Source organism: Caulobacter sp. DMC95 (assembly GCF_056313785.1).
Map to the genome: position 1 here is coordinate 1 of NZ_JBQUZP010000010.1, position 20,730 is coordinate 20,730.

A 20,730-nucleotide genomic window follows, 5' to 3' on the forward strand; every position below is an offset into this window, starting at 1 on the left:
TGCCACCCACCAACACCAAGGCTCAAATCAACCCAGGACTCTCGTTATCGCTGGATGAGAAACGGGGGTCACGTCACCGGGTTAATGTCGAGCACCCTGCGCAGAAGGTCTATCGCTTGGTCGTGGCGGCCTAGCGCACGCAGCGTCGCGGCCATGTTGATGACGTCGAGCGGCTCGCTTCGATCAGACAAAAGCTTAGTTTGAACCGGTAAGGCGTCTGCAAACCGTCTTTGTTGGTAGAGCACAACGCCGAGAATTCTGAGCGCCACACTGCGATCGGGAGCATCATCCAGGATCGCGCGGGCGGCGCGTTCGACAGTGCTAAGGTCGGCGCGATGGTAGAGCTCGATCAGCGCTTCATCCGAAAGCATCAATGGGCGCACCTGCACTTTGAAACCGTGGCAGTTGATGCACTGTTCGGTGAAAGAATGGTAGGCGGTGGCGAGGGAAACTCTTTCCGCCTAGATCACATCCAAAATATCCCTGCTTCTCTCTCGAAGAATCGGCGGCAACGCTTTTATCGTCACCCCCTCAAAGAAATCTCATGAGGCTAGCCTAGTACGCCTTGATCACATCGGAGCGATGCAATCTTGAGAACACGAGCGAACTCCCTGCATCGGGCAAGCGCATCGTCGACAGTGAAAGATCAAGTCTTACGGGGTCCCAACCAAAACACGATCCGTGCTTCCCGAGGCGAGACGACAGGAGGGCGTCAGCCGTCCGACGATAGCGAAAGTGGTCGAACGATGAGTACACATCGGCGCCGACCGACACCAAGGTACTGTTTTAGCTCGATTTTCAAGAGAAATTGGTAGGCCGGCTGGGATTCGAACCCAGGACCATTCGATTAAAAGTCGAATGCTCTACCACTGAGCTACCGGCCCGCTCACGATCCGGCGGGGGCCGGGGGAAGCGGCGCGGACCATAGTCGGGGGTCGCGTGCGTCGCAAGCACGGTTTCGCCGTTTTTGCGTGGGATGACGGTAAAGCTGTGTACGCGTTAAGGTGACCCATGCGTCGAACCTTCTTTTTGGCGGTGTTTTGCGGCCTGTCTCTGGCGGCGAACGTGTCCGCGCGGCAGCAGCAGCCTCCTCCCAGCGAGGACGGACGCATCAAGTCGACGTCCGAAGCCAACAAGGAAGGAATCAGCGGCGCAGTCAGCGCGCCACTCCGCGATGTGAACATCGTTCGTACCAAAATCCCTCGTGTTCTGCTCGAGGCGATGGACGATCCCTATCAGCGTCCCAGCCGCGCAGACTGCCGGACGCTGATCTCGCTGGTCGAACCTCTGGACGCGGCGCTGGGTGAGGATATCGACCGTAACCCACCTCAAGAGAACGAAGACCTGATGGACCGCAGCCGCAAGGCCGCCGGCGAGGCGGCGCTGGGCGCGATCGCAAGCACCGCTCAGGACCTGATTCCTATGCGCGGCTGGGTGCGAAAGCTGACTGGCGCCGAGCGACACGATCGCCTCGTGCAAAGCGCGATCGCCTCAGGGAATGTGCGTCGCGCCTATCTCAAGGGCTTGGGTGAAGCCCGCGGCTGCAATCCGCCGGCTACGCCACGGCATAAGCCAATCGCCGTACCGCCCGTGGTCGACCCTGGCATGCCGCCGCCGCCCGATCCCTACGGTCCTCGGCGCCCGAGATTCCCGATCGTCAAGGACGAGGCTCCGCGAGTTCCCAACGGGCCCTACGGCTGACCCGCGAGATGCCGGGCGGCGAAATCGCGCCGGAATTGCTCGAAGCGTCCTTCCGCGATCGCCGCGCGCATGGCGGCGGTCAGCGCCTGGAAGAACGCGATATTGTGCCACGACAGCAGCACCTGACCGAGGATCTCCTCGGCCTTGAAAAGGTGGCGCAGATAGGCCTTTGAGTAATCGCGGCTGGCTGGGCAGTCGCTGCCTGGGTCCAGCGGCGTCTCGTCCTCGGCGTATTTGGCGTTCTTCAAGTTGATGGGACCATCCCAAGTCCAGGCCTGGCCGTGGCGGCCCGAGCGGGTCGGCAGGACGCAGTCAAACATGTCGACGCCCCGGGCCACGGCCTCGACCAGATCGATCGGCTTGCCGACTCCCATCAGGTAGCGCGGGCGGTCCTCGGGCAGGAAGCCGGGCGCATAGTCCAAGACCTCACACATCGCCTGGTGCCCCTCGCCGACCGCCAGCCCTCCAATCGCATAGCCGTCAAAACCGATCTCGCGCAGGCGTTCGGACGATTCACGGCGGAGATTCTCGAAGGTCGAGCCTTGCTGGATACCGAACAGGGCCTGGGTGTCGCGGGCCCCGAAGGCGTCCTTCGAGCGTTTGGCCCAGCGCGCCGAAAGCTCCATGCCCTTGCGCGCCCTCGTCTCCTCCGCTGGCCAAGCTACGCACTCATCCAGCTGCATGACGATATCGCTGCCCAGCAGGTCGGCCTGGATCTCGATGGAGCGCTCGGGCGTCAGCACGTGCTTGGAGCCGTCGACGTGGCTGGAGAAGGTCACGGCCTCCTCGGTCAGCTTGCTGATGCCTGACAGGCTCATCACCTGGAAGCCGCCACTGTCAGTAAGGATCGGCTTGTCCCAGCGCATGAACTTGTGAAGGCCGCCCAGACGCTTCACCCGTTCGGCCGAGGGGCGTAGCATCAGGTGGTAAGTGTTGCCGAGGATGATGTCGGCGCCGGTTGCCTTGACCTGGTCGACCGTCATCGCCTTCACCGTGGCGGCGGTGCCGACTGGCATGAAGGCCGGCGTGCGGATATCGCCGCGCGGCGTCTTGAGCACACCCGTCCGGGCCTTGCCGTCGGTGGCCTTGATCTCGAAGGGGAACGCGACCATCAGCAGCTCTCGTCTTTGAACAGCAGACTGCTGTCGCCATAGGAATAGAAGCGGTAGCCCGTCTGGATCGCGTGCTCATAGGCCGCGCGCATGGTCGCCGTGCCCGCAAAGGCGCTGACCAGCATGAACAGGGTCGACTTCGGCAGGTGGAAGTTCGTCATCAGCACGTCGGCGGCCCGGAATCGGTAGCCGGGTGTGATGAAGATCGCGGTTTCATCGGCGAACGGGCGCACAACACCATCCTCGCCAGTGGCGCTTTCCAGGAGGCGCAACGACGTGGTGCCGACGCACACGATACGGCCTCCAGCAGCGCGTACGGCGTTGAGAGCATCGGCGATCTCTTCGGTCACCTGTCCGTACTCGGCGTGCATCTTGTGGTCGGAAACATCGTCGGTCTTGACCGGCAGGAAGGTGCCCGCCCCGACGTGCAACGTGACGAAATGCAGAGACACGCCCTTAGCCTTGAGGTGATCCAGTAGCTCAGGCGTGAAGTGCAGCCCGGCCGTCGGGGCCGCGACCGAGCCGTCCTCGCGCGCATAGACCGTCTGATAATCGGCGCGATCCCGCTCGTCCTCGCCACGCTTGGCGGCGATGTAGGGCGGCAGCGGCATGTCGCCGTGCTTTGCGATGCCGACGTCGAGGTCGGGACCCGAAAGATCAAACGCCAGGACGACTTCGCCCCCCTCGTGCTTCTCGGCGATCACCGCGTCCAGGCGGTCCAGATCACACGCCCGGTCCTCGCGCGCGCCGAACGCGACGCGGTCGCCGACCTTCAGGCGCTTGCCAGGACGCATGAAGGCGCTCCAGCGGTTGGGCGTCAGACGACGATGCAGAGTCGCCTCGACCGCGACCGGCGTTCCATCCGCCCCGCCCGTCGTGCGCCCTTCGCGAAGGCCCGCCAGGCGCGCCGGGATCACACGTGTGTCGTTGAAGACCAAGGCGTCCCCGGGCCGCAGAAAATCAGGAAGGTCGCTGACGACATGATCGGCCAAAGGCTGGCCAGGGCGCACCACCAGGAAACGCGCGGCGTGGCGTGGCTCCGCCGGTCGCAGGGCGATGCGGTCCTCGGGGAGGTCGAAATCGAAGTCGGAAAGGCGCATGGGCCGGCTTCAAACACACGACCATCGCCGAAGGTCAAGACTTAGCCCATCGCGCGAGGCAAGTGGACAAGGCGAACACCCTTAACGCATGGTTCCGACGGACGCGCTGTTGGGGGGAAAACGACATGAACCGTCTGCTCATTCCGGCGCTGGCGCCGCTGTTGCTCCTGGGGGCTTGCGGCGACCAGAGGCAGAGCCCGTCGTCGCCTGAGGCGCCCGCCCCGTCGAGCGCCGCCGCCTCGACAACACCAAGCAGCGCGACGCCCAGCGCCAGCGCTGCGAACTTTCAACATGACGCCAAGCTCGATGCGTTCGGATACTACTTCAGCGACCCGACGATAAAATCGGGCCCCTGGGAGCTTTCGTCCCTCAATATTGGCACGCTCGAGGATTTCGCGGCCTGGGAACAGGGCAAGCGCCCCACCACCTACGCGCCGATTTTCCTGGAGTTCGAGGACGTCACCAGCCCGACCGCCGAAAACGAACTTGGCCAGACCTATCACACGGTGAGTTTTCGCCTTCTGCCAGAGGTCTACCGCGTCGACGGCAAGGCGGTCGTCTTCCGCGCCAAGGACAAGCGTCTCGGCGACGTGGTGTTCTCCGGCGCCTTTGACCTCGAGGCCTTGAAGCGGGCGAAAGCCAGCGGTCCCACGGACGAGGACTTGATCGTGCTGCGAGGCGACATTCAGCTCGGCGCCGCGCGGCTGAGCAACATCCGCTTCACATATTTCGCCGGGGACTAGATCGCTCTTCCGCCGTCGCCTGGGCGTGCTATGGCCCGTATATGCGCCTGCTCGTTCAACTTCTGAGCCTGCTTTTCCGCGGCACCGCGTTGATGCTGGGCCTGGTCGGCTCGGGTATGTCCCTGGCTTGCCTAGGCGGGGCGTTCAGCGATCGACTTGACGCCTTCACGCATGCTGCGCCGCTCTGGCTTGCGATGGCCGTTGGCGCAATCGCCTTGGGTGGCATCGCCGCACGCGGCGCCGAGCGATGGGTGATGGTCTCGCTCGGTGGCGTTGGCCTTCTAGCCAGCGCCATCCTGATGGGCCCCGAGCTCTGGGCGGCTGCGCGTTTTAAGCCGGCTACGGTTGCTCAAAGCGACTTGAAGGTCATCCAGTTCAACGTCTGGCACGAGAACCGTAATCCCAAGAAGAGCCTCGAATGGCTGCTCGCGCAGGACGCCGATGTTGTGGTGCTCGAAGAAGGAGCCGGCGAGTCCTGGCCCATCGTGAAGGCGTTACGAGCGACCTATCCCTTTGCTTCGTGCGAGAAGGGTCAGCGCTGCGAGACCTGGATTTTCTCGCGAAAGAAAATGATCGCCCGTGGAGGGGCGGCCTTCGAAGGCCCCTATCTTTCAGCCGCCTGGGCCACTCTGGCCGATGCGAAGGGTCCCTTCACGGTGATGGGCGTGCACTACACTTGGCCTGTGCCCGCCGGGCCTCAACAGGCGCAGAGCCGCAAGCTGGTGAATCTGGCTTCAGGATTTGATCGTCAGAGCATGATCTTGGCTGGCGACTTCAACTCCACGCCGTGGTCCTTCACGCTGAAGCGGCAGGACAAGGCCCTGGGTCTGCAGCGTTGGACGCGCGCAATGGCGTCCTGGCCGGCTGGCAAGTTCTCGCGCGTGATGGCCGCTCCCGCTCCCTTCCTACCGATCGACCACGTCTATGCCGGCGAGCAATGGCGAGCGGTCAAGGTAGAGCGTGGTCCTGCGGTGGGTTCTGACCACCGTCCAGTCGTCGTGACGTTTCGGCGCAAATAGCAAACGGCCCCGAACGAGGTTCGAGGCCGCTTCCAAAAGTCTATCGCACGATCAGGCGTCGGCGGCGATCTTGGCGCTGACGATCTTGCCCGGCGCGCGCGGCGGCTCGCCCTTGGGCAGGGCGTCGACGTGTTCCATGCCCTCGGTCACCTGACCCCAGACGGTGTATTGCTTGTCGAGGAACGTCGCGTCGTCGAACACGATGAAGAACTGGCTGTTGGCCGAGTCCGGGTTCGGGGTGCGGGCCATCGAGCAGACGCCGCGCACGTGCGGTTCGTCGTTGAACTCAGCCTTCAGGTCTGGCTTGTCCGAACCACCGCGACCGGTGCCCGACGGATCGCCGCCCTGGGCCATGAAGCCCGGGATCACGCGGTGGAAGACCACGCCGTCGTAGAAGCCTTCGCGCACGAGTTCCTTGATGCGGGCCACGTGGCCCGGCGCCAGGTCGGGACGCAGCTTGATCGTGACCGGACCGCTCTCGAGCGTCAGGATGAGGGTGTTTTCGAGGTCGGCCGACATGGTCTTCCCTTGGATGGCGAGTGTTATCCGCGCTTCTAGCGCGGTTCACGGTCGCCTGTGAACCAAGTTGCGGCCGGAAATCGGTTTGGTCTCAGCGGATCTCGACCGGCAGATCGATGTCGCACACCGAAAAGTCCGCGCCGTTCAGGGCGCGCAGACGCTTGGTCTCGGCGGCGAACCATGGCCCCTTAGGGTCGATGACCCGCACCTTGGGCCGCTCGCTTTCGGGGATGTCCGATAGCAGGCGGACCTTCTGCATCATGTCCTGAGGCGCGGGGACCGGCTCGCCCGTCTTGATCGCGCGGACCGCCTCGAGCCCGCTGATCGCGCGGCCAAAGGCGGTGTAGCGCTTGTCGAGCGAGGGATAGGGCTGGCGCATCAGGAAGAACTGGCTGTTGGCCGAGTTGTTGTCCTCGCTTCGCGCCATGCCGATCACGCCAGGGCAGTAAGTCGCCCAGGCGGCCACCTTCTTGTCGCTGGTCACCTCGCTCCAGCTCCAGTTCTGGCTCACGACCGGCAAAGACTTGAGCAAGCCGACTTCAAGTCCGGCCGGAGCCGCCATGGGCACAAAGCCCGTCTCGGCCGAGCGCCTGAACGTGAACTCCGCCTTCAGGTTGGGACGATCCGAGCCCCCCTCGCCCGTGTTCGTGGGATCGCCGGTCTGGGCCATGAAGCGGTCGATGACGCGAAAGAACGTGCGACCGTCGTAGAGGCCCGCACGGGTCAGATCCTGCAGGCGAGCGACGTGGTTGGGCGCGACCTCGGGGACCAGCTCGACCAGCACGCGGCCCTTGTTGGTGTCGATCACCATGATCGTCTCGGGCGCCGGCGTACGCCAGTCGGCCTCGGTGAGCTTCACCGCCTTGGGTGCTGCATGAACAACGGAGGTCGAGGCCGCCAGGCAGAGCCCAGCCAGGAGCGCGCGCGAGAGGATCATCATTTCACCTGGGCGGGAACGTCGACGTCGCAGTTCGTAAAGCTGGAGCCTAGCTCCGCCTGGCGCTTGGCCACCAGGGCCTTGAACGCGGGGCCGCGCGTATCCATCACCTGGACGGTGGGACGTTTGTCCGCCGGCATGTCGGCCAGAACCTTCACGCTCAGCATCTTGTCCTGCGGGTCCGGTACGGGCTCACCCGTCTTGATGGCCTTGACCACGTCCACGCCCTGCAGCACGCGACCAAAGGCGGTGTAGGTCTTGTCGAGGCCTGCGTTCGCCGCGCGCATGAAATAGAACTGGCTGTTGGCGCTGTTGGGGTCGCCCGCCCGCGCCATGCCCACGACGCCAGCGCAGAAGTTGCCCCAGGTGGAGACCTTGCGATCGGCGGTCATCACGGCCAGCGCCGACGGCTGGCTCGTGACGGACAACGCCCCGACCCAACCCGATTCATTACTGCCGAGCTTGAAGCCGGCGCCCAGCGGCATGTCTGCCCCGCGACGGAAGTTGAACTCCGCCGTCAGGTCCGGGAGGTCAGAGCCCCCCTCGCCCGTATTCTTCGGGTCGCCGGTCTGGGCCATGAAATCCGCAATGACGCGGAAGAAGCTCAGGCCATCATAGAAACCGCTCTTGGCCAGGCTGCGCACGCGCTCGACATGGTTCGGAGCCACCTCGGGATAGAGCTCGGCGATGATCCGGCCCTTGTTGGTCTCGACCAGCAGCACGTTGTTGGGGTCGGGCGTTCGCCAGTCGGACACAGCTTGGGCCGAGGCCGCGCCAAAGGAAACCGTGGTGGCGGCCAGCGCCAGCGCGGCGGCGGTCGTGGCGAGCTTCATGGAGTACCCCGAACAGAACAGTCGAAACCGGGCGTAGAACGGCGCGGCCTCCCCGACAAGTGCGGCGGCTGTTGAAGCGCAGGAATTCGGCCGGATAACGGCGAAGCCTAGAGCTTCACCGGCTTATCGAACACCAGAAGGCTCTAGGCCTTGCCGACCTTGGCCAACAGTTGCTGCGCCACGCCCGCCGGCACGAACTTGCCGATATCGCCGCCCAGGGTCGCGATCTCCTTCACAAGGCGCGAGGCGATCGCTTGGTGACGCGGATCAGCCATCAGGAAGACCGTCTCGATCTCACGGTCCAGCTGCTGGTTCATCGCCGTCATCTGGAACTCGTACTCGAAGTCGGCGACGGCCCGCAGGCCGCGCACGATCATCTGGGCGTTCACATCGCGGGCGAAGTGCATCAACAGGCTGTTGAAGGGACGCACCTCGATCTCAGCGATCTTCTTCAGGTGGACGGTCTCGCGTTCCAGGATCTCGACGCGCTCTTCAAGGGAGAACAGCGGACCTTTACCGATATTGATCGCGACCCCGATCACCAGCTTGTCGACCAGCTTCACGGCGCGCCCGATGATATCGAGGTGACCGTTGGTGACCGGGTCGAAGGTTCCCGGATAAAGCCCGACCCGCATGCAACCCCCTATTCTGGTTCCGAGGGTTACGGGGTCTCTTCCGCCCCGCTGTCCTCGCCCTGACCATCGTCCCCGCCGGAATCGGCGAGGCGCTCGACGCTGACGACGTGCTCGTCCTGCGCCGTGCGGAAGATGGTTACGCCCTGAGTATTCCGCGCTGCAACACGAATTTGCGATACGGGCACCCGGATCAGTTGCCCCTGGTCGGTGACCAAGAGGATCTGATCGCTTTCATCGACTGGGAACGAACCCACCAAACGACCGCCGCGCTTGCTCAGATCCTGCGCGGCCAAGCCTTGGCCGCCACGGCCCGTACGACGGAAATCATAGGCGCTGGTGCGCTTGCCGAAGCCTTCCGACGAGACGGTCAGCAGGATTTCCTCAGCCGCGCCAAGTTCGGCGATCCGTTCCGGCGTCAGGGAGGCTTCACCGACCTCTTCATCGCCCTCATCGCCGGCAGTCGTGGCGTCTTCGCCCTCTTCGCCGTCGGCGGCGCGCAGCATGGCGCGCTGGTGCTTGAGATAGGCGGCGCGTTCGGCGGGCGTGGCGTCGACGCTACGCAGGACCGCCATCGAGATGACCTGATCGCCGTCCAGCAGTTTCACGCCGCGCACGCCAGTGGAATCACGGCTGGCGAACACGCGCACCTCGTCGACCGAGAAGCGGATGCAGCGGCCGGCCGCCGTGGTCAACAGGACATCCTGGTCGGCGTTGCAGACGGCCACGCCGACGATACCGTCGCCCTCGTCAAGCTTCATGGCGATCTTGCCGTTGCGGCGCACGTCCACAAAGTCGCTGAGCTTGTTGCGGCGGACGCTGCCCGAGCGGGTGGCGAACATCACGTCCAGGCCGCTCCAGGTGGCCTCGTCCTCCGGCAGGGCCAGGATCGAGGTGATCGTCTCGCCCGGCTCGATCGGCAGCAGATTGACGAAGGCCTTGCCACGCGAGTTGGCGACGCCCAAAGGCAGGCGCCACACCTTCATCTTGTAGACCTTGCCGCCCGAGGTGAAGAACAGCAGCGGCGCGTGGGTAGAGGCAGAGAACACCCGGGTGACGGCGTCCTCGTTCTTGGTCGCCATGCCCGACTTGCCTTTGCCGCCCCGATGCTGGGTGCGGTAGTTGGCCAGCGGCGTGCGCTTCACATAGCCGCCCATGGTGACGGTGATGACCATGTCCTCGCGGACGATCAGATCCTCATCTTCCATGTCGGCGTCGCCGTCGACGATCTGGCAGCGGCGCGGAATGGCGAACTTCTCGCGGACCTCGACCAACTCCTCGCGGACCACGGCCATGATGTTGGCGCGATCGGAGAGCAGATCCAGATAACCCCGGATGGCGTCAGCCAGGGCCGCCGCCTCGTTGCCGATTTCATCGCGGCCAAGGCCGGTCAGACGCGACAGGGTCAGGGCCAGGATGGCGCGGGCCTGCTCGTCGGTCAGGCGGATTAGGCCGCCATCTTCCTGCACCGTGCGCGGGTCGGCGATCAGCTCGACCAGCGGCAGCATGTCGCCCGCCGGCCAGGACTTGGCCACGAGGCGCTCACGCGCCTCAGTCGGGTCCTTGGACGAGCGGATGATGTGGATGAATTCATCGATATTGGCGACGGCGATCGTGAGACCGACCAGCACGTGGCCGCGATCACGGGCCTTGCCCAGTTCGAACTTGGTCCGGCGGACGACGACTTCCTCGCGGAACTCGACGAACAGCTGGATCAGCTGGTGCAGGCCCATCTGCTCGGGACGACCACGGTTCAGCGCCAGCATGTTGACGCCGAACGAGCTCTGCAGCGCGGTGAAGCGATAGAGCTGGTTGAGGATCACCTCGCCCGAGGCGTCACGCTTGAGCTCGACCACGATGCGCATGCCGTCGCGGTTGCTCTCGTCGCGGATATCGGCGACGCCCTCGATCTTCTTTTCGCGGACCAGCTCGGCGATGTGCTCGACCAGATTGGCCTTGTTCACCTGATACGGGATCTCGGTGATGATGATGGCCTCGCGGCCCGCGCGCAGCTCTTCAACGCTGGCCACGCCGCGCATGATCACCGAGCCGCGGCCGGTCAGCAGCGCCTGACGCGGGCCCGCGCGGCCGATGATCTCACCGCCGGTCGGGAAGTCGGGACCGGGCACCAGATCCAGCAGCTGGTCGGTCGTCACGTCCGGCTGATCGATCAGCAGCAGACAGGCGTCGATCACCTCGCCCAGATTGTGCGGCGGGATGTTAGTGGCCATGCCGACGGCGATGCCGCCCGCGCCATTGACCAGCAGGTTCGGAATGCGCGACGGCAGGACGGTCGGTTCCTGCTCCTTGCCGTCGTAGTTGTCGACGAAGTCGACCGTGTCCTTATCAAGGTCAGCCAGCAGCGCCATGGCCGGCGGCGCCATCCGGCATTCGGTGTAGCGCATGGCCGCAGGCATATCGCCGTCGACCGAACCGAAATTGCCCTGGCCGTCGATCAGCACCAGACCCATCGAGAACGACTGGGTCATGCGGACCAGAGTGAAGTAGATCGAGGCGTCGCCGTGCGGGTGATACTTACCCATCACGTCACCGACCACGCGGGCCGACTTCACATAGGGACGCTCCGGCGTCTGCCCCTGCTCGTGCATCGAGAACAGCACCCGTCGGTGTACCGGCTTGAGACCGTCGCGCGCGTCCGGCAGGGCGCGGCTGACGATCACGCTCATCGCGTAATCCAGATACGAGCGGCGGAGTTCGTCCTCGATATTGATCGGGGCGATATCCCCGCGCGAACCGTCAGCGGGGATGGTGTTGTGATCGTCGTTCAAGGGGATTTTTCGCCGTCAGAATCGAACACGGAACTGTCTAAAACTGTTAGCATTCGGACAGGGATGACGCCACCTTTCGGGGGGCTTCTCCCCATCGTTTCGCTTGAATCCGAAGGAAAAACGCATGATCCGCCTCCCCGCCGCCGCCGCGCTAAGCCTCGCCGCCATCCTCGCCGCCTCCCCGGTCCTGGCGCAGACCACCGCGACTGCGCTCGTCAAGGCGGGCGACGGCAAGGACGCCGGCTCGGTCACGCTCACCGAAGCGCCGCATGGCGTACTCCTGAAACTGGAACTGAAGGGCCTGACGCCCGGCTGGCACGCGGCGCATTTCCACGAGAAGGGCGACTGCGGAACGCCGGACTTCAAGTCGGCGGGCGCGCATGTACACACCGCCGCGACCACCGTGCACGGGCTCCTGAACCCCGATGCGAACGATAGTGGGGACCTGCCCAACATCTTCGCCGGCGCGGACGGCTCGGCGACGGCCGAAATCTACTCGACCCTGGTGTCCCTGAAGGGCGCCGGCGGCCGCCCCGCCCTGCTGGACGCCGACGGCTCGTCTATCGTCGTCCACGCCAATGCTGACGACCACAAGACCCAACCCATCGGCGGCGCCGGCGCGCGCGTGGCCTGCGGCGTGATCAAGTAGCGGTCACGAGGCTCTTTCGATGGTGGCCCAGCCACCATCGAAAGAGGCCTAGGCGGTCTCCGCCAAGGCCTCTTCGGCGCGCGCCCTCTTTTCCGTCAGCGCCACCAGCGCCACGCCCACCATCGTCGCTGCGCCGCCGATCAGAAGTTGCGGCGTCAGCTTGTCGCCCAGGAACATCACACCAATCGTGCAGGACACCAGAGGCGTCAGCAGGAAGTACGGCGTCACGCGGCCGGCTTCTCGCCGCTGGACCAGCCAGAACAGCAGCGCGCTGGCCCCGATCGTTGAGACCACGCCAGCAAAGACAACGCAGGCCCACGCGATGGGCGGCGCGGTCATCACACGCTCCACCACCTGCGTCTCAAACGTGAAGGACATGGCCATCAGGCTTGGCGCTGCGAAAAGCGCGGTGATCGCCTGGACCTTCAAAGGCTTGGCGCCCGGCGTCATGCGCACCAGGATGGTGGCCACGGCCCAGCACGCGCTGGCCAGCACAATCAGCACAATCGCGGGCAGATCGCCCGACGTATGTGGATCCAGCGTCATCCAGGCGACGCCGACAAAGGCGACGATCAGGCCCAGCACAGCCGGCAGACGCATGGTCTCGCCCAGGAGCTTCCACGCAACCAGGGCGGTGAACGGGATCCAGAGCTGGCTGGCCACCACCAGCGGGCTGAGCGACTGGCCCATGCCGAATCCGACATAGACCAGACCAAAGTGGATCGGCCCGGTCAGCAGCACGATCGCCGCCAGCTTCCTCGGTTCAGGAAATGGCGGGCGAATGAACGGGAACAGGAAGACCAGCGCGGCCAGAAAGCGCAGACCGCCGACCATCATCGGCGGAAGATAGGCCGTCGCGACCTTGGCGGCGGCGTTGTTGATCCCCCAGGTCATGATGATCGCGAAGATCGCCAGATATTCCAGGACCGAGAGCGGGGATGACTTGCCGGACATGGCCCCGCTTGGACCAGACCCGGCGACCGGGGTCAATCGACGCCGACAACCTGTCGCACCGCACGTGTGAGCAGCGCCAGATCATCATCCGGCGTCGTGAAAGCGGGCGTCAGATAGACCACCTTACCCATCGGGCGGATCCAGGCGCCAAGTTCGGCGAAGCGCGCGCAGAGATCGGACACCGCGACCGGGCCCTCGAACTCGACCACGCCGATCGCGCCCAGCGCCCGGACGTCGACCACGCCGCGCCCTCCGCGGCAGGGCTCCAGCCCCTCCCCGAGAGCGGCGGACACGCGGGCCACATCGCGCGCCCAACCGCCGTCTTCGAACAGGTCCAGCGAAGCGTTGGCGGCGGCGCAGGCCAGCGGGTTGGCCATATAGGTCGGGCCATGCATCAAGGCCGCTCCCGGGTCGTCCGACCAGAAAGCCTCGAACACCTTGCGACGGGCGACCGCCGCCGAAAGCGGCAACGTCCCGCCGGTCAGCGCCTTGGACAGCGTGACGATATCGGGCTCGACGCCCGCCGCATGCATGGCGAACAAAGATCCCGTCCGGCCAAAGCCCGTGAAGATCTCATCGAAGATCAGCAGCACGTCATGCTTGTCGGCCAATCGTCGAAGGGTCTTCAAAACCTCCGGAGGGTGCGGGAGCATCCCGCCGGCGCCCTGGATCAGGGGCTCTACAAGCATGGCGGCGATCTCGTGTCCGCGCGCCGCCAGCAGTGAATCGAGCGCAGCCTCGGACGCAGGGTCCCGGGGCAGATCGGCGATCACCTGGGCCGGCATGACGCCTGCGAACAGGCTGTGCATCCCCTCCTCCGGATCACAGATCGTCATCGTGGCCAGCGTGTCCCCGTGATAACCGCCACGGAACGCCAGGAACCGGGTCCGCCCGTTGACGCCGCGATTCAGCTGGTACTGAAGCGCCATCTTCATCGCGATCTCGACGGCCACTGAACCGCTTTCGGCGAAGAATACGTGGTCGAGGTCGCCCGGGAGCAGATCGGCCAGCCGTTTGGCCAGACGATAGGCCGGCTCGTGCGCCAGGCCGCCGAACATGACGTGCGGCATCGCCTCAATCTGTTTGCGCAGAGCCTCCGCAATGTGCGGGTGGTTGTACCCGTGACAAGCCGTCCACCACGAGGCCAAGCCGTCGACCAGTTCCCGGCCGTCTTCAAGGATCAGCCGCGAACCACGCGTGGCGACCACCGGCAAGGGCGGCCTAGCGGTCTTCATCTGGCAGTAGGGTCGCCAGACATGCGGCGCGCCTTCAGCCAGCCAGCGGGGTTCGGACATCACGCTTTCCGTTTGCGGACTCGGGGCGCCTTGCCTATGCCCCCGGCTCATCCGTCGCAAAGGGAAACGACATGCGTAGCCTCGACGCCTTCGCCGGCGACAAGCTGGCGGCTCTCGAAAGCAAGAGCCTGAGGCGGCGCCTGACCCCGACGCGTCGCCATGACGGCGCGGTGGTCGAGCGCGACGGCAAACGTCTGGTTTCGTTTTCCTGCAATGACTACCTCAACCTGTCGCAGCACCCCTTGGTCCGCGCGGCGGCGGCCGAGGCCGCGTTGAACTACGGCGCCGGTGCCGCGGCCTCCCGTCTGATCACGGGAGACCATCCGCTGCTCTCCGACCTCGAAAAGCGGTTGGCCAGACTGAAGGGCGCCGAAGCGGCCTGCGTCTTCGGCTCGGGCTACCTGGCCAACACCGGCGTCATTCCAACCTTGGTCGGCCCCGGCGATGTCGTGCTCATTGACGCCCTGGCCCATGCCTGCATCTGGGCCGGCGTGCAGTTGTCCGGGGCCAAGGTCGTCAAGTTCGCGCACAATGATCCGGCCGATCTCGAGCGCCTTCTCCTGTCCGAACGGGGTCAGGCGCGCCACGCCCTGGTGGCGACCGATGGTGTCTTCTCGATGGACGGAGACATCGCGCCGCTCGATGTGCTGTCGGACATCTGTGAGCGCCATGACGCCTGGCTGCTCAGCGATGACGCCCATGGCGTGGGCGTGCTGGCTGGCGGAAAGGGCTCTGGCGCTCTGTTTCCGAACGCCAAGATCCCGCTACAGATGGGCACGCTCTCGAAAGCGCTAGGGTCCTACGGTGGCTATCTCTGCGGCTCCCAGGCAGTGGTCGACCTCCTGAAGACCCGCGCGCGCACCCTGGTGTACGCTACCGGCCTGCCCCCGGCATCCGTCGCCGCCGCGCTAGCGGCGCTGGACTTGATCGAGGCCGATCCGACAATCACCGAGGTTCCGCTGGCCAAGGCTCGACTGTTCACGCAGCGACTGGGTCTGCCCCCGGCCCGCAGCCCGATTGTTCCCGTTGTACTGGGCTCGGCCGGCAGCGCCCTCGCCGCTTCCGCGAGCCTTCAGGATCAGGGCTTCCTCGTCGTTGCGATCCGGCCGCCAACCGTTCCTGAAGGCACGGCGCGCCTGCGGGTCGCGTTCAGCGCCGCCCATGACGACACGGATGTGATCCGCCTGGCGGACGCCATCGGCGAACTGCGGGGAACCGGCTCATGAAGGCGCTCTTCGTCGCCGGCACGGGAACCGACCTGGGAAAGACTCACGTCGCGTGCGCTCTGCTTGAGGCCGCCCGCTCGCGCGGCCTGATCGTCGACGCCTTCAAGCCCGTGGTCAGCGGCTTTGATCCGCACGCGCCCGACGACAGCGATCCTGCCCGGCTCGCCCGCGCCTTGGGCCGTCCGGAGGCCTGGGCCGAGGTCTCGCCGCGCCGGTACAGAGCGCCGCTGGCGCCAAACCTCGCCGCGCGGCTCGAAGGCGACGCCCTGCGGATGGACGACCTCATCTCCGACTGCCGGAACTGGCTCTCGTCGCGCGACGTCAAGCTAGCCCTGATCGAAGGCGCCGGTGGGGTGATGTCGCCCATGACCGATGAGGCGACCAATCTCGACCTGATGAAGGCGCTTGGCCTGCCGGTTCTCCTAGTGGCGGGCAGCTATCTCGGCACGGCCAGCCACCTGCTCACGGCGGTAGAGGCGGTTCGCATGCGCGGCCTGACCATCGCGGCGATTGTCGTCAGTGAAAGCCTGGACGCACCGGACCTGGATCAAACGCTCGCCCTGCTCTGCGCTTTCGAACAGCAGGCGCCGATCCTGAGCGCGCCGCGCGCCGCGACCTGGGACGCGGGCGCGCTGGTCGACACCCTGCTGGCTTAACGGTCCTTCTCGAGGCGGGCGACCAGGCTGGACGTATCCCAGCGGTTCCCGCCCATCGCCTGGACCTCCGCATAGAACTGATCGATCAGCGCCGTGGCCGGAAGCTTGGCGCCGTTTGTTCGCGCTTCATCGAGCGCGATCCCAAGATCCTTGCGCATCCAGTCGACCGCGAAGCCGAAGTCGAACTTCCCCTGCGCCATGGTCGGCCAGCGGTTCTCCATCTGCCACGATTGAGCCGCGCCCTTGGAGATCGCCGCCAGCACATCGTCGGTCGGCAGGCCGGCCCGCTTGGCGAAGTGCAGCGCCTCAGCGACGCCCTGGACCACGCCGGCGATGGCGATCTGGTTGCACATCTTGGTCAGCTGTCCCGCCCCGACCTCGCCCATGCGGCGCACGGCCTTGGCGTAGACCTCGATCAGCGGGAGAACTCGGTCAAAAGCGACCTGATCGCCGCCGACCATGATCGTCAGTTGGCCGTTCTCCGCCCCGGCTTGACCGCCGGAGACAGGCGCGTCAACGAACGCCCGACCGCTCTGGGCCGCCAGCACGGCCATCTCGCGCGCCACTTTGGCCGAGGTCGTGGTGTGATCAACGATGACGCCGCCCTCGCCCATGGCCGGCAACACCTGCGCCACGACGTCGCGGACATCATCATCATTGCCCACGCAAAGCAGCACCACCTCCGCGCCGACGACAGCTTCGGCGATCGTCTCGAACGCCGGTCCGCCATGCTTTTCGGCCCAGCGGTGGGCCTTTTCCGGCGAGCGATTGTAGACGGCGACCTCGTGGCCGGCGGCCTTCAGGTGACCGGCCATCGGGAAGCCCATCACGCCCATGCCGATAAACGCCGTCTTCATGCCGCTGCTCCTCAAAAGAAGGCTGGGATTACGCGCGCCATAACCATTCCGGCAACCCCATCTTAACGACCTTTGGGCAGGTTGCGGACTCAAGGTTAAGCAGGCTTAAGCACGATGGCGGTCAACAGCGAACAGCCGATCATCATCAAGAAGGTCAAGAAGGGCGGCGGCCATGGTCACCATGGCGGCGCCTGGAAGGTGGCCTATGCCGACTTCGTAACGGCGATGATGGCGTTCTTCCTGTTGATGTGGCTGCTGAACACGACCAGCCCAGAGCAAAAGCAGGGTATCGCGGACTACTTCGCGCCCGCCTCGATTTCCTCGACCACCAGCGGTTCCGGCGGCATCCTGGGCGGCACATCGTTGGGCGACGACGGCGCAAAGGCTGATGGTAAGCTGTCCGTCGTCCAGCAGATGGCGCCGGAAGCGCCGCAAGACGTCAGCAAAGAGGGTCAAAGCAGCGAGACCGCGAACCTGGAGTCCGCTAGTGAGCAGGCTTTGCGCGACGCCCTGGCCAAGAAGGAACAGGACAGCTTTGCATCCGCAGCCCAATCCCTCAGGCAATCGCTGCAGGATATGCCCGAGCTGGCCGAGCTTTCGAAACAGATCCTGATCGATCAGACGCCTGAAGGCCTGCGCATCCAGCTGGTCGACCAGGAAGGTCGCTCCATGTTCAAGGAGAACTCGCGCGAGCCCAATGATCGCGCCCGTATCTTGCTGCGCGCCGTCGCCAAGGTGATCACCCAGCTGCCGAACCGGGTGACGATTTCGGGCCACACCAGCGCCAACGCCTTCGGCAAGAAGCAGGACGGCGACTGGGCGCTCTCGGCTCAGCGCGCCGACGCCTCTCGTCAAGTGCTGCGCGGCGCTGGCGTCGACGACGACCGCATCTATCAGGTGTCGGGCAAGGCCAATTCCGAACCGCTCTATGCCGACGACCCGACCCTGGCGGGGAACCGCCGGATCTCGATCGTTCTGCTGCGAGAAAAACCCGTGCTGCCTGACGGGCTGTGACCGTTCGCCGCGCGCCGCTTCCGTGAAGCTTGCGCAACGAAACGGTATGCCGCCTAATCCCGTTCAGGACAGCAATAGGCTGAAGGGGACTGGCGAAACGTGACGCAGCATTTTCCGACGCGACAGCTTCGGTTCTTTCTGACGGCGCCCACGCCTTGCCCGTACTTGCCTGGTCGCGAGGAGCGGAAGGTCTTCGCCCACCTCCCTCTCTCCGACGGTCCTGTCGTCAACGATAGCCTGACACAGGTCGGTTTCCGCCGCTCCCAGAACATCGCATACCGCCCCGCCTGCGAGACATGCCGGGCGTGCCAGTCAGCCCGCGCGCCGGCGGCGGAATACGTCCTCTCCCGTTCCGAACGGAAGATCCTCAGCCGCAACGAGGACCTGGAACGTCATCTGGTCGAGGCCGAGGCGACGCTGGAGCAGTTCGAGCTGCTACGCCGCTATCTGCTAGCCCGGCATGCCGATGGCGGCATGGCCGAGATGACCTGGCCCGACTATGTGGCGATGGTCGAGGACACGGCCGTCCGCACGCACCTGATCGAGTATCGCCGCAAGTCTCTGGACCGCGGCCCCGGCGATCTCGTCGCCTGCGTGCTGGTCGATGTGCTCGCCGATGGTCTGTCGCTGGTCTACAGTTTCTACGAACCTGATCAGCCGCGCAGCAGCCTGGGCTCGTTCATCATCCTGGACCACATCGTCCAGGCGCAACAAAACGGCCTGCCCTACGTCTATCTCGGCTATTGGGTGCCGGGCAGCGAGAAGATGGCCTACAAGGCGCGCTTCTCGCCGCTGGAGATCCTCAAGCCCGGCGGCTGGTCGCTGATGTCGGCGCGTGAACGCGGCGCGCGGCCGCCACGCGGTCCCGGCGCGTTGAGGGACACGTGCGACCTTCCGCTCAGCGACGCCGAACCGGCGGACATCGAAGACCTAGGATAGGCGCTCCCCACTCCAGCGGAACGGGGAGCCGCCCAAAGTTAGCGTGCGAAGCTGACGCCGCCGTCGACGGTCACCGCGCCGCCCACCACATAGTCGCCCGCGCGCGAAGCCAGATAGATCGCCGCGCCCGCCATGTCCTCGGCCTCGCCGATGCGGCCGGCCGGGATCATCTTGGCGACCGCGTCGGCATGGTCGCGCGCCACCTTGTTCATGTCCGAGGCGAAGGCACCCGGCGCGATACAGCTGACAGCGATGTTCTCCGGCGCCAAACGCAGGGCCATCCGCTTGGTCATGTGCAGCAGACCAGCCTTCGACGCGCCATAGGGATAGGTCTCGTCCTTGGTGACCGACTGTCCGTCGATCGAGGCGATGTTGATCACCTTGGCGACGTGATCCTTGGCAGCCGCCCGCAGCTCGCCGATCAGGGCTTGAGTCAGGAAGAACGGCGTCTTCATGTTGAGGTCGACCGTCTTGTCCCAGCCGCTCTCGGGGAACTCGTCGAAGGCAGCGCCCCAGGCGGCGCCGGCGTTGTTGACCAGGATGTCGAGCTTGGGCTCGCGTTCCTTGATCCGGGCGGCTAGGCCCTGGATGCCTTCCATGGTCGAGACGTCGCCCGGCAGCGAGATGCATTCGCCGTACTGGCTCAGCTCTTCGGCGGCGGCGTCGCAGGCGGCGGCCTTGCGGGCGGTGATGTAGACGCGCTTGGCGCCGTGGGTCAGGAAACCCCGCGTGATCATCGCGCCGATGCCGCGCGAGCCGCCCGTGACCAGGGCGACACGGCCCTCAAGCGAGAAGAGATTTTGCATAATCGTACCCTCTAGAAGCCGCCGGCGGCGGCCAGGGCGCCGAGGCGCCCGGTGATCTGGTGAAACTGGGCGACGGTCTCGTCGATGATGTTCTTGACCGGCTTGACCTCGTTGATCAGGCCGACCGTCTGACCGGCCAGGGCTGGCGCAGCCTCCATGTCCCCGCCGAAATAGACGCCGAGAATGTTCTTCAGCACGTCCGGCGGCATGACGCCGGCGTCGTAGATTTCCTTGGTCAGGTCGGACTTGATGGCCCGGATGCAGGGGCTGGCCTTCTTGTTCAGCACCCAGGTGCCGGTCTCCTTGGCCCCGGTGATCGCCGCCTTGTAGTTGGCGTGCACGGGGCTCTCGGCCGAGCTGACAAAACGGGTGCCCATCTGCACCGCTTCGGCGCCCAGGGCGAAGGCGGCGGCCATGCCGCGTCCGTCACAGATGCCGCCGGCGGCGACCAAAGGCACGTCGACCTTCTCGCGGATGGCCTGCAGAAGGACCAGCGTCGAGACTTCCTCGGGGTTCTTGAAGCCGCCGCCCTCGGCGCCCTCGACCACAAGACCGTCGACACCCGCCTCCACGCATTTGACCGCCGCATCGACGGTCGGAACGGCGTGGTAAACGACGATGCCGGCGTCCTTCAGCGGGCCGATGAACTTGGCGGGGCTGCCTGCCGAGGTCGTCACGAACTTGACGCCGCTCTCGCAGACGAACCGCAGCATCGCGTCGTCACGCAGGAACATGATGGGCAGGTTCACCCCGAACGGCAGGCCGCTCTGCGCCATCTTGGTGATCTCGGCCTTGCAGTTCTCGGTCTCGCCGGATGAGGTCTCGATGATCCCGAGACCGCCGGCGCGGGAGACCGCGCTGGCCAGTTGATAGCGAGCAATCCAACCCATCGGGGCCTGGATGATCGGATACTTCGCCCCGGTATGGGCGAGCACGCGGTTGGTCATGA

General features: G+C 65.3%; 21 protein-coding genes and 1 tRNA gene. 8 read left to right on the top strand and 14 right to left on the bottom strand.

What is annotated here, in order from left to right; all coding sequences use genetic code 11:
- Positions 1–68: 68 nt before the first annotated feature.
- Positions 69–371 carry a tetratricopeptide repeat protein gene (locus ACT53N_RS18480; RefSeq protein ID WP_476065255.1) on the bottom strand — a complete coding sequence of 101 codons (303 nt, stop codon included), beginning with the start codon at positions 369–371 and terminating at the stop codon, positions 69–71.
- 438 nt (positions 372–809) lie between these two features.
- A tRNA-Lys gene (locus ACT53N_RS18485) sits at positions 810–884 on the bottom strand.
- Positions 885–1,011: 127 nt separating this feature from the next.
- Here ACT53N_RS18485 and ACT53N_RS18490 point away from each other — a divergent pair.
- A complete protein-coding gene (locus ACT53N_RS18490) occupies positions 1,012–1,701 on the top strand; it encodes a hypothetical protein (protein ID WP_476065256.1) in 690 nt (229 codons plus the stop codon).
- Here ACT53N_RS18490 and tgt read toward each other — a convergent pair.
- Positions 1,692–2,813: a tRNA guanosine(34) transglycosylase Tgt gene (gene tgt, locus ACT53N_RS18495; protein WP_476065257.1), complete on the bottom strand. Its 1,122-nt coding sequence runs from the start codon at positions 2,811–2,813 to the stop codon at positions 1,692–1,694. The two genes, ACT53N_RS18490 and tgt, sit on opposite strands and share 10 nt — an antisense overlap.
- Complete coding sequence (queA, locus tag ACT53N_RS18500) at positions 2,813–3,913, bottom strand: tRNA preQ1(34) S-adenosylmethionine ribosyltransferase-isomerase QueA (RefSeq protein ID WP_476065258.1); 1,101 nt, start codon at positions 3,911–3,913, stop codon at positions 2,813–2,815. Before queA ends, tgt begins: the two co-directional genes overlap by 1 nt.
- Positions 3,914–4,038: 125 nt before the next feature.
- Between queA and ACT53N_RS18505 the strand changes: the two genes are divergently transcribed.
- Together ACT53N_RS18505 and ACT53N_RS18510 are read left to right on the top strand one after the other, a co-directional pair.
- Positions 4,039–4,656 carry a hypothetical protein gene (locus tag ACT53N_RS18505; RefSeq protein WP_476065259.1) on the top strand — a complete coding sequence of 206 codons (618 nt, stop codon included), beginning with the start codon at positions 4,039–4,041 and terminating at the stop codon, positions 4,654–4,656.
- 41 nt (positions 4,657–4,697) lie between these two features.
- Positions 4,698–5,675: an endonuclease/exonuclease/phosphatase family protein gene (locus ACT53N_RS18510; RefSeq protein ID WP_476065260.1), complete on the top strand. Its 978-nt coding sequence runs from the start codon at positions 4,698–4,700 to the stop codon at positions 5,673–5,675.
- Between the two features lie 51 nt (positions 5,676–5,726).
- Here ACT53N_RS18510 and ACT53N_RS18515 read toward each other — a convergent pair whose 3' ends face one another.
- From ACT53N_RS18515 to gyrA, 5 genes are all read right to left on the bottom strand, one after another.
- Positions 5,727–6,194, bottom strand: a complete 468-nt coding sequence (locus ACT53N_RS18515) for a peptidylprolyl isomerase (RefSeq protein ID WP_268067454.1) — start codon at positions 6,192–6,194, stop codon at positions 5,727–5,729.
- A 91-nt stretch (positions 6,195–6,285) separates the two neighbouring features.
- Positions 6,286–7,134, bottom strand: a complete 849-nt coding sequence (locus ACT53N_RS18520) for a peptidylprolyl isomerase (RefSeq protein WP_476065261.1) — start codon at positions 7,132–7,134, stop codon at positions 6,286–6,288.
- Positions 7,131–7,964: a peptidylprolyl isomerase gene (locus ACT53N_RS18525; RefSeq protein ID WP_476065262.1), complete on the bottom strand. Its 834-nt coding sequence runs from the start codon at positions 7,962–7,964 to the stop codon at positions 7,131–7,133. The genes ACT53N_RS18520 and ACT53N_RS18525 overlap by 4 nt, the downstream gene beginning before the upstream one ends.
- Positions 7,965–8,107: 143 nt before the next feature.
- Positions 8,108–8,599, bottom strand: a complete 492-nt coding sequence (coaD, locus tag ACT53N_RS18530; RefSeq protein WP_476065263.1) for a pantetheine-phosphate adenylyltransferase — start codon at positions 8,597–8,599, stop codon at positions 8,108–8,110.
- Positions 8,600–8,625: 26 nt separating this feature from the next.
- Positions 8,626–11,385: a DNA gyrase subunit A gene (gyrA, locus tag ACT53N_RS18535; RefSeq protein ID WP_476065264.1), complete on the bottom strand. Its 2,760-nt coding sequence runs from the start codon at positions 11,383–11,385 to the stop codon at positions 8,626–8,628.
- A gap of 124 nt (positions 11,386–11,509) precedes the next feature.
- On the opposite strand from gyrA, the gene sodC reads away from it, so the two are divergent.
- Positions 11,510–12,034 (top strand): superoxide dismutase[Cu-Zn], encoded by a 525-nt coding sequence (gene sodC / locus ACT53N_RS18540; RefSeq protein ID WP_476065265.1) that lies wholly within the window; start codon positions 11,510–11,512, stop codon positions 12,032–12,034.
- Between the two features lie 48 nt (positions 12,035–12,082).
- On the opposite strand, the gene ACT53N_RS18545 is transcribed toward sodC, so the two are convergent.
- Both ACT53N_RS18545 and ACT53N_RS18550 read right to left on the bottom strand, forming a co-directional pair.
- Entirely contained in the window at positions 12,083–13,024 is a 942-nt protein-coding gene (locus tag ACT53N_RS18545) for a DMT family transporter (RefSeq protein WP_476065266.1), read from the bottom strand.
- Positions 13,021–14,283 (bottom strand): adenosylmethionine--8-amino-7-oxononanoate transaminase, encoded by a 1,263-nt coding sequence (locus ACT53N_RS18550; protein ID WP_476065267.1) that lies wholly within the window; start codon positions 14,281–14,283, stop codon positions 13,021–13,023. The genes ACT53N_RS18545 and ACT53N_RS18550 overlap by 4 nt, the downstream gene beginning before the upstream one ends.
- 71 nt (positions 14,284–14,354) lie before the next feature.
- Between ACT53N_RS18550 and bioF the strand changes: the two genes are divergently transcribed.
- Both bioF and bioD read left to right on the top strand, forming a co-directional pair.
- Entirely contained in the window at positions 14,355–15,509 is a 1,155-nt protein-coding gene (gene bioF / locus ACT53N_RS18555; protein WP_476065268.1) for an 8-amino-7-oxononanoate synthase, read from the top strand.
- Positions 15,506–16,165 (top strand): dethiobiotin synthase, encoded by a 660-nt coding sequence (bioD, locus tag ACT53N_RS18560; RefSeq protein ID WP_476065269.1) that lies wholly within the window; start codon positions 15,506–15,508, stop codon positions 16,163–16,165. Before bioF ends, bioD begins: the two co-directional genes overlap by 4 nt.
- Here the strand turns inward: bioD and ACT53N_RS18565 are convergent.
- The gene (locus tag ACT53N_RS18565) at positions 16,162–17,115 is read right to left on the bottom strand and encodes an NAD(P)-dependent oxidoreductase (protein ID WP_476065270.1); all 954 of its coding nucleotides are present in this window, start codon (positions 17,113–17,115) and stop codon (positions 16,162–16,164) included. The two genes, bioD and ACT53N_RS18565, sit on opposite strands and share 4 nt — an antisense overlap.
- Before the next feature lie 21 nt (positions 17,116–17,136).
- On the opposite strand from ACT53N_RS18565, the gene ACT53N_RS18570 reads away from it, so the two are divergent.
- Positions 17,137–18,036: a flagellar motor protein MotB gene (locus tag ACT53N_RS18570; RefSeq protein WP_476065271.1), complete on the top strand. Its 900-nt coding sequence runs from the start codon at positions 17,137–17,139 to the stop codon at positions 18,034–18,036.
- Between the two features lie 99 nt (positions 18,037–18,135).
- A complete protein-coding gene (locus tag ACT53N_RS18575; RefSeq protein WP_476065272.1) occupies positions 18,136–18,975 on the top strand; it encodes an arginyltransferase in 840 nt (279 codons plus the stop codon).
- A gap of 38 nt (positions 18,976–19,013) precedes the next feature.
- Here ACT53N_RS18575 and ACT53N_RS18580 read toward each other — a convergent pair whose 3' ends face one another.
- A complete protein-coding gene (locus ACT53N_RS18580; RefSeq protein WP_476065273.1) occupies positions 19,014–19,781 on the bottom strand; it encodes an SDR family oxidoreductase in 768 nt (255 codons plus the stop codon).
- Between the two features lie 11 nt (positions 19,782–19,792).
- Entirely contained in the window at positions 19,793–20,728 is a 936-nt protein-coding gene (locus ACT53N_RS18585) for an NAD(P)H-dependent flavin oxidoreductase (RefSeq protein WP_476065274.1), read from the bottom strand.
- Positions 20,729–20,730: the final 2 nt, after the last annotated feature.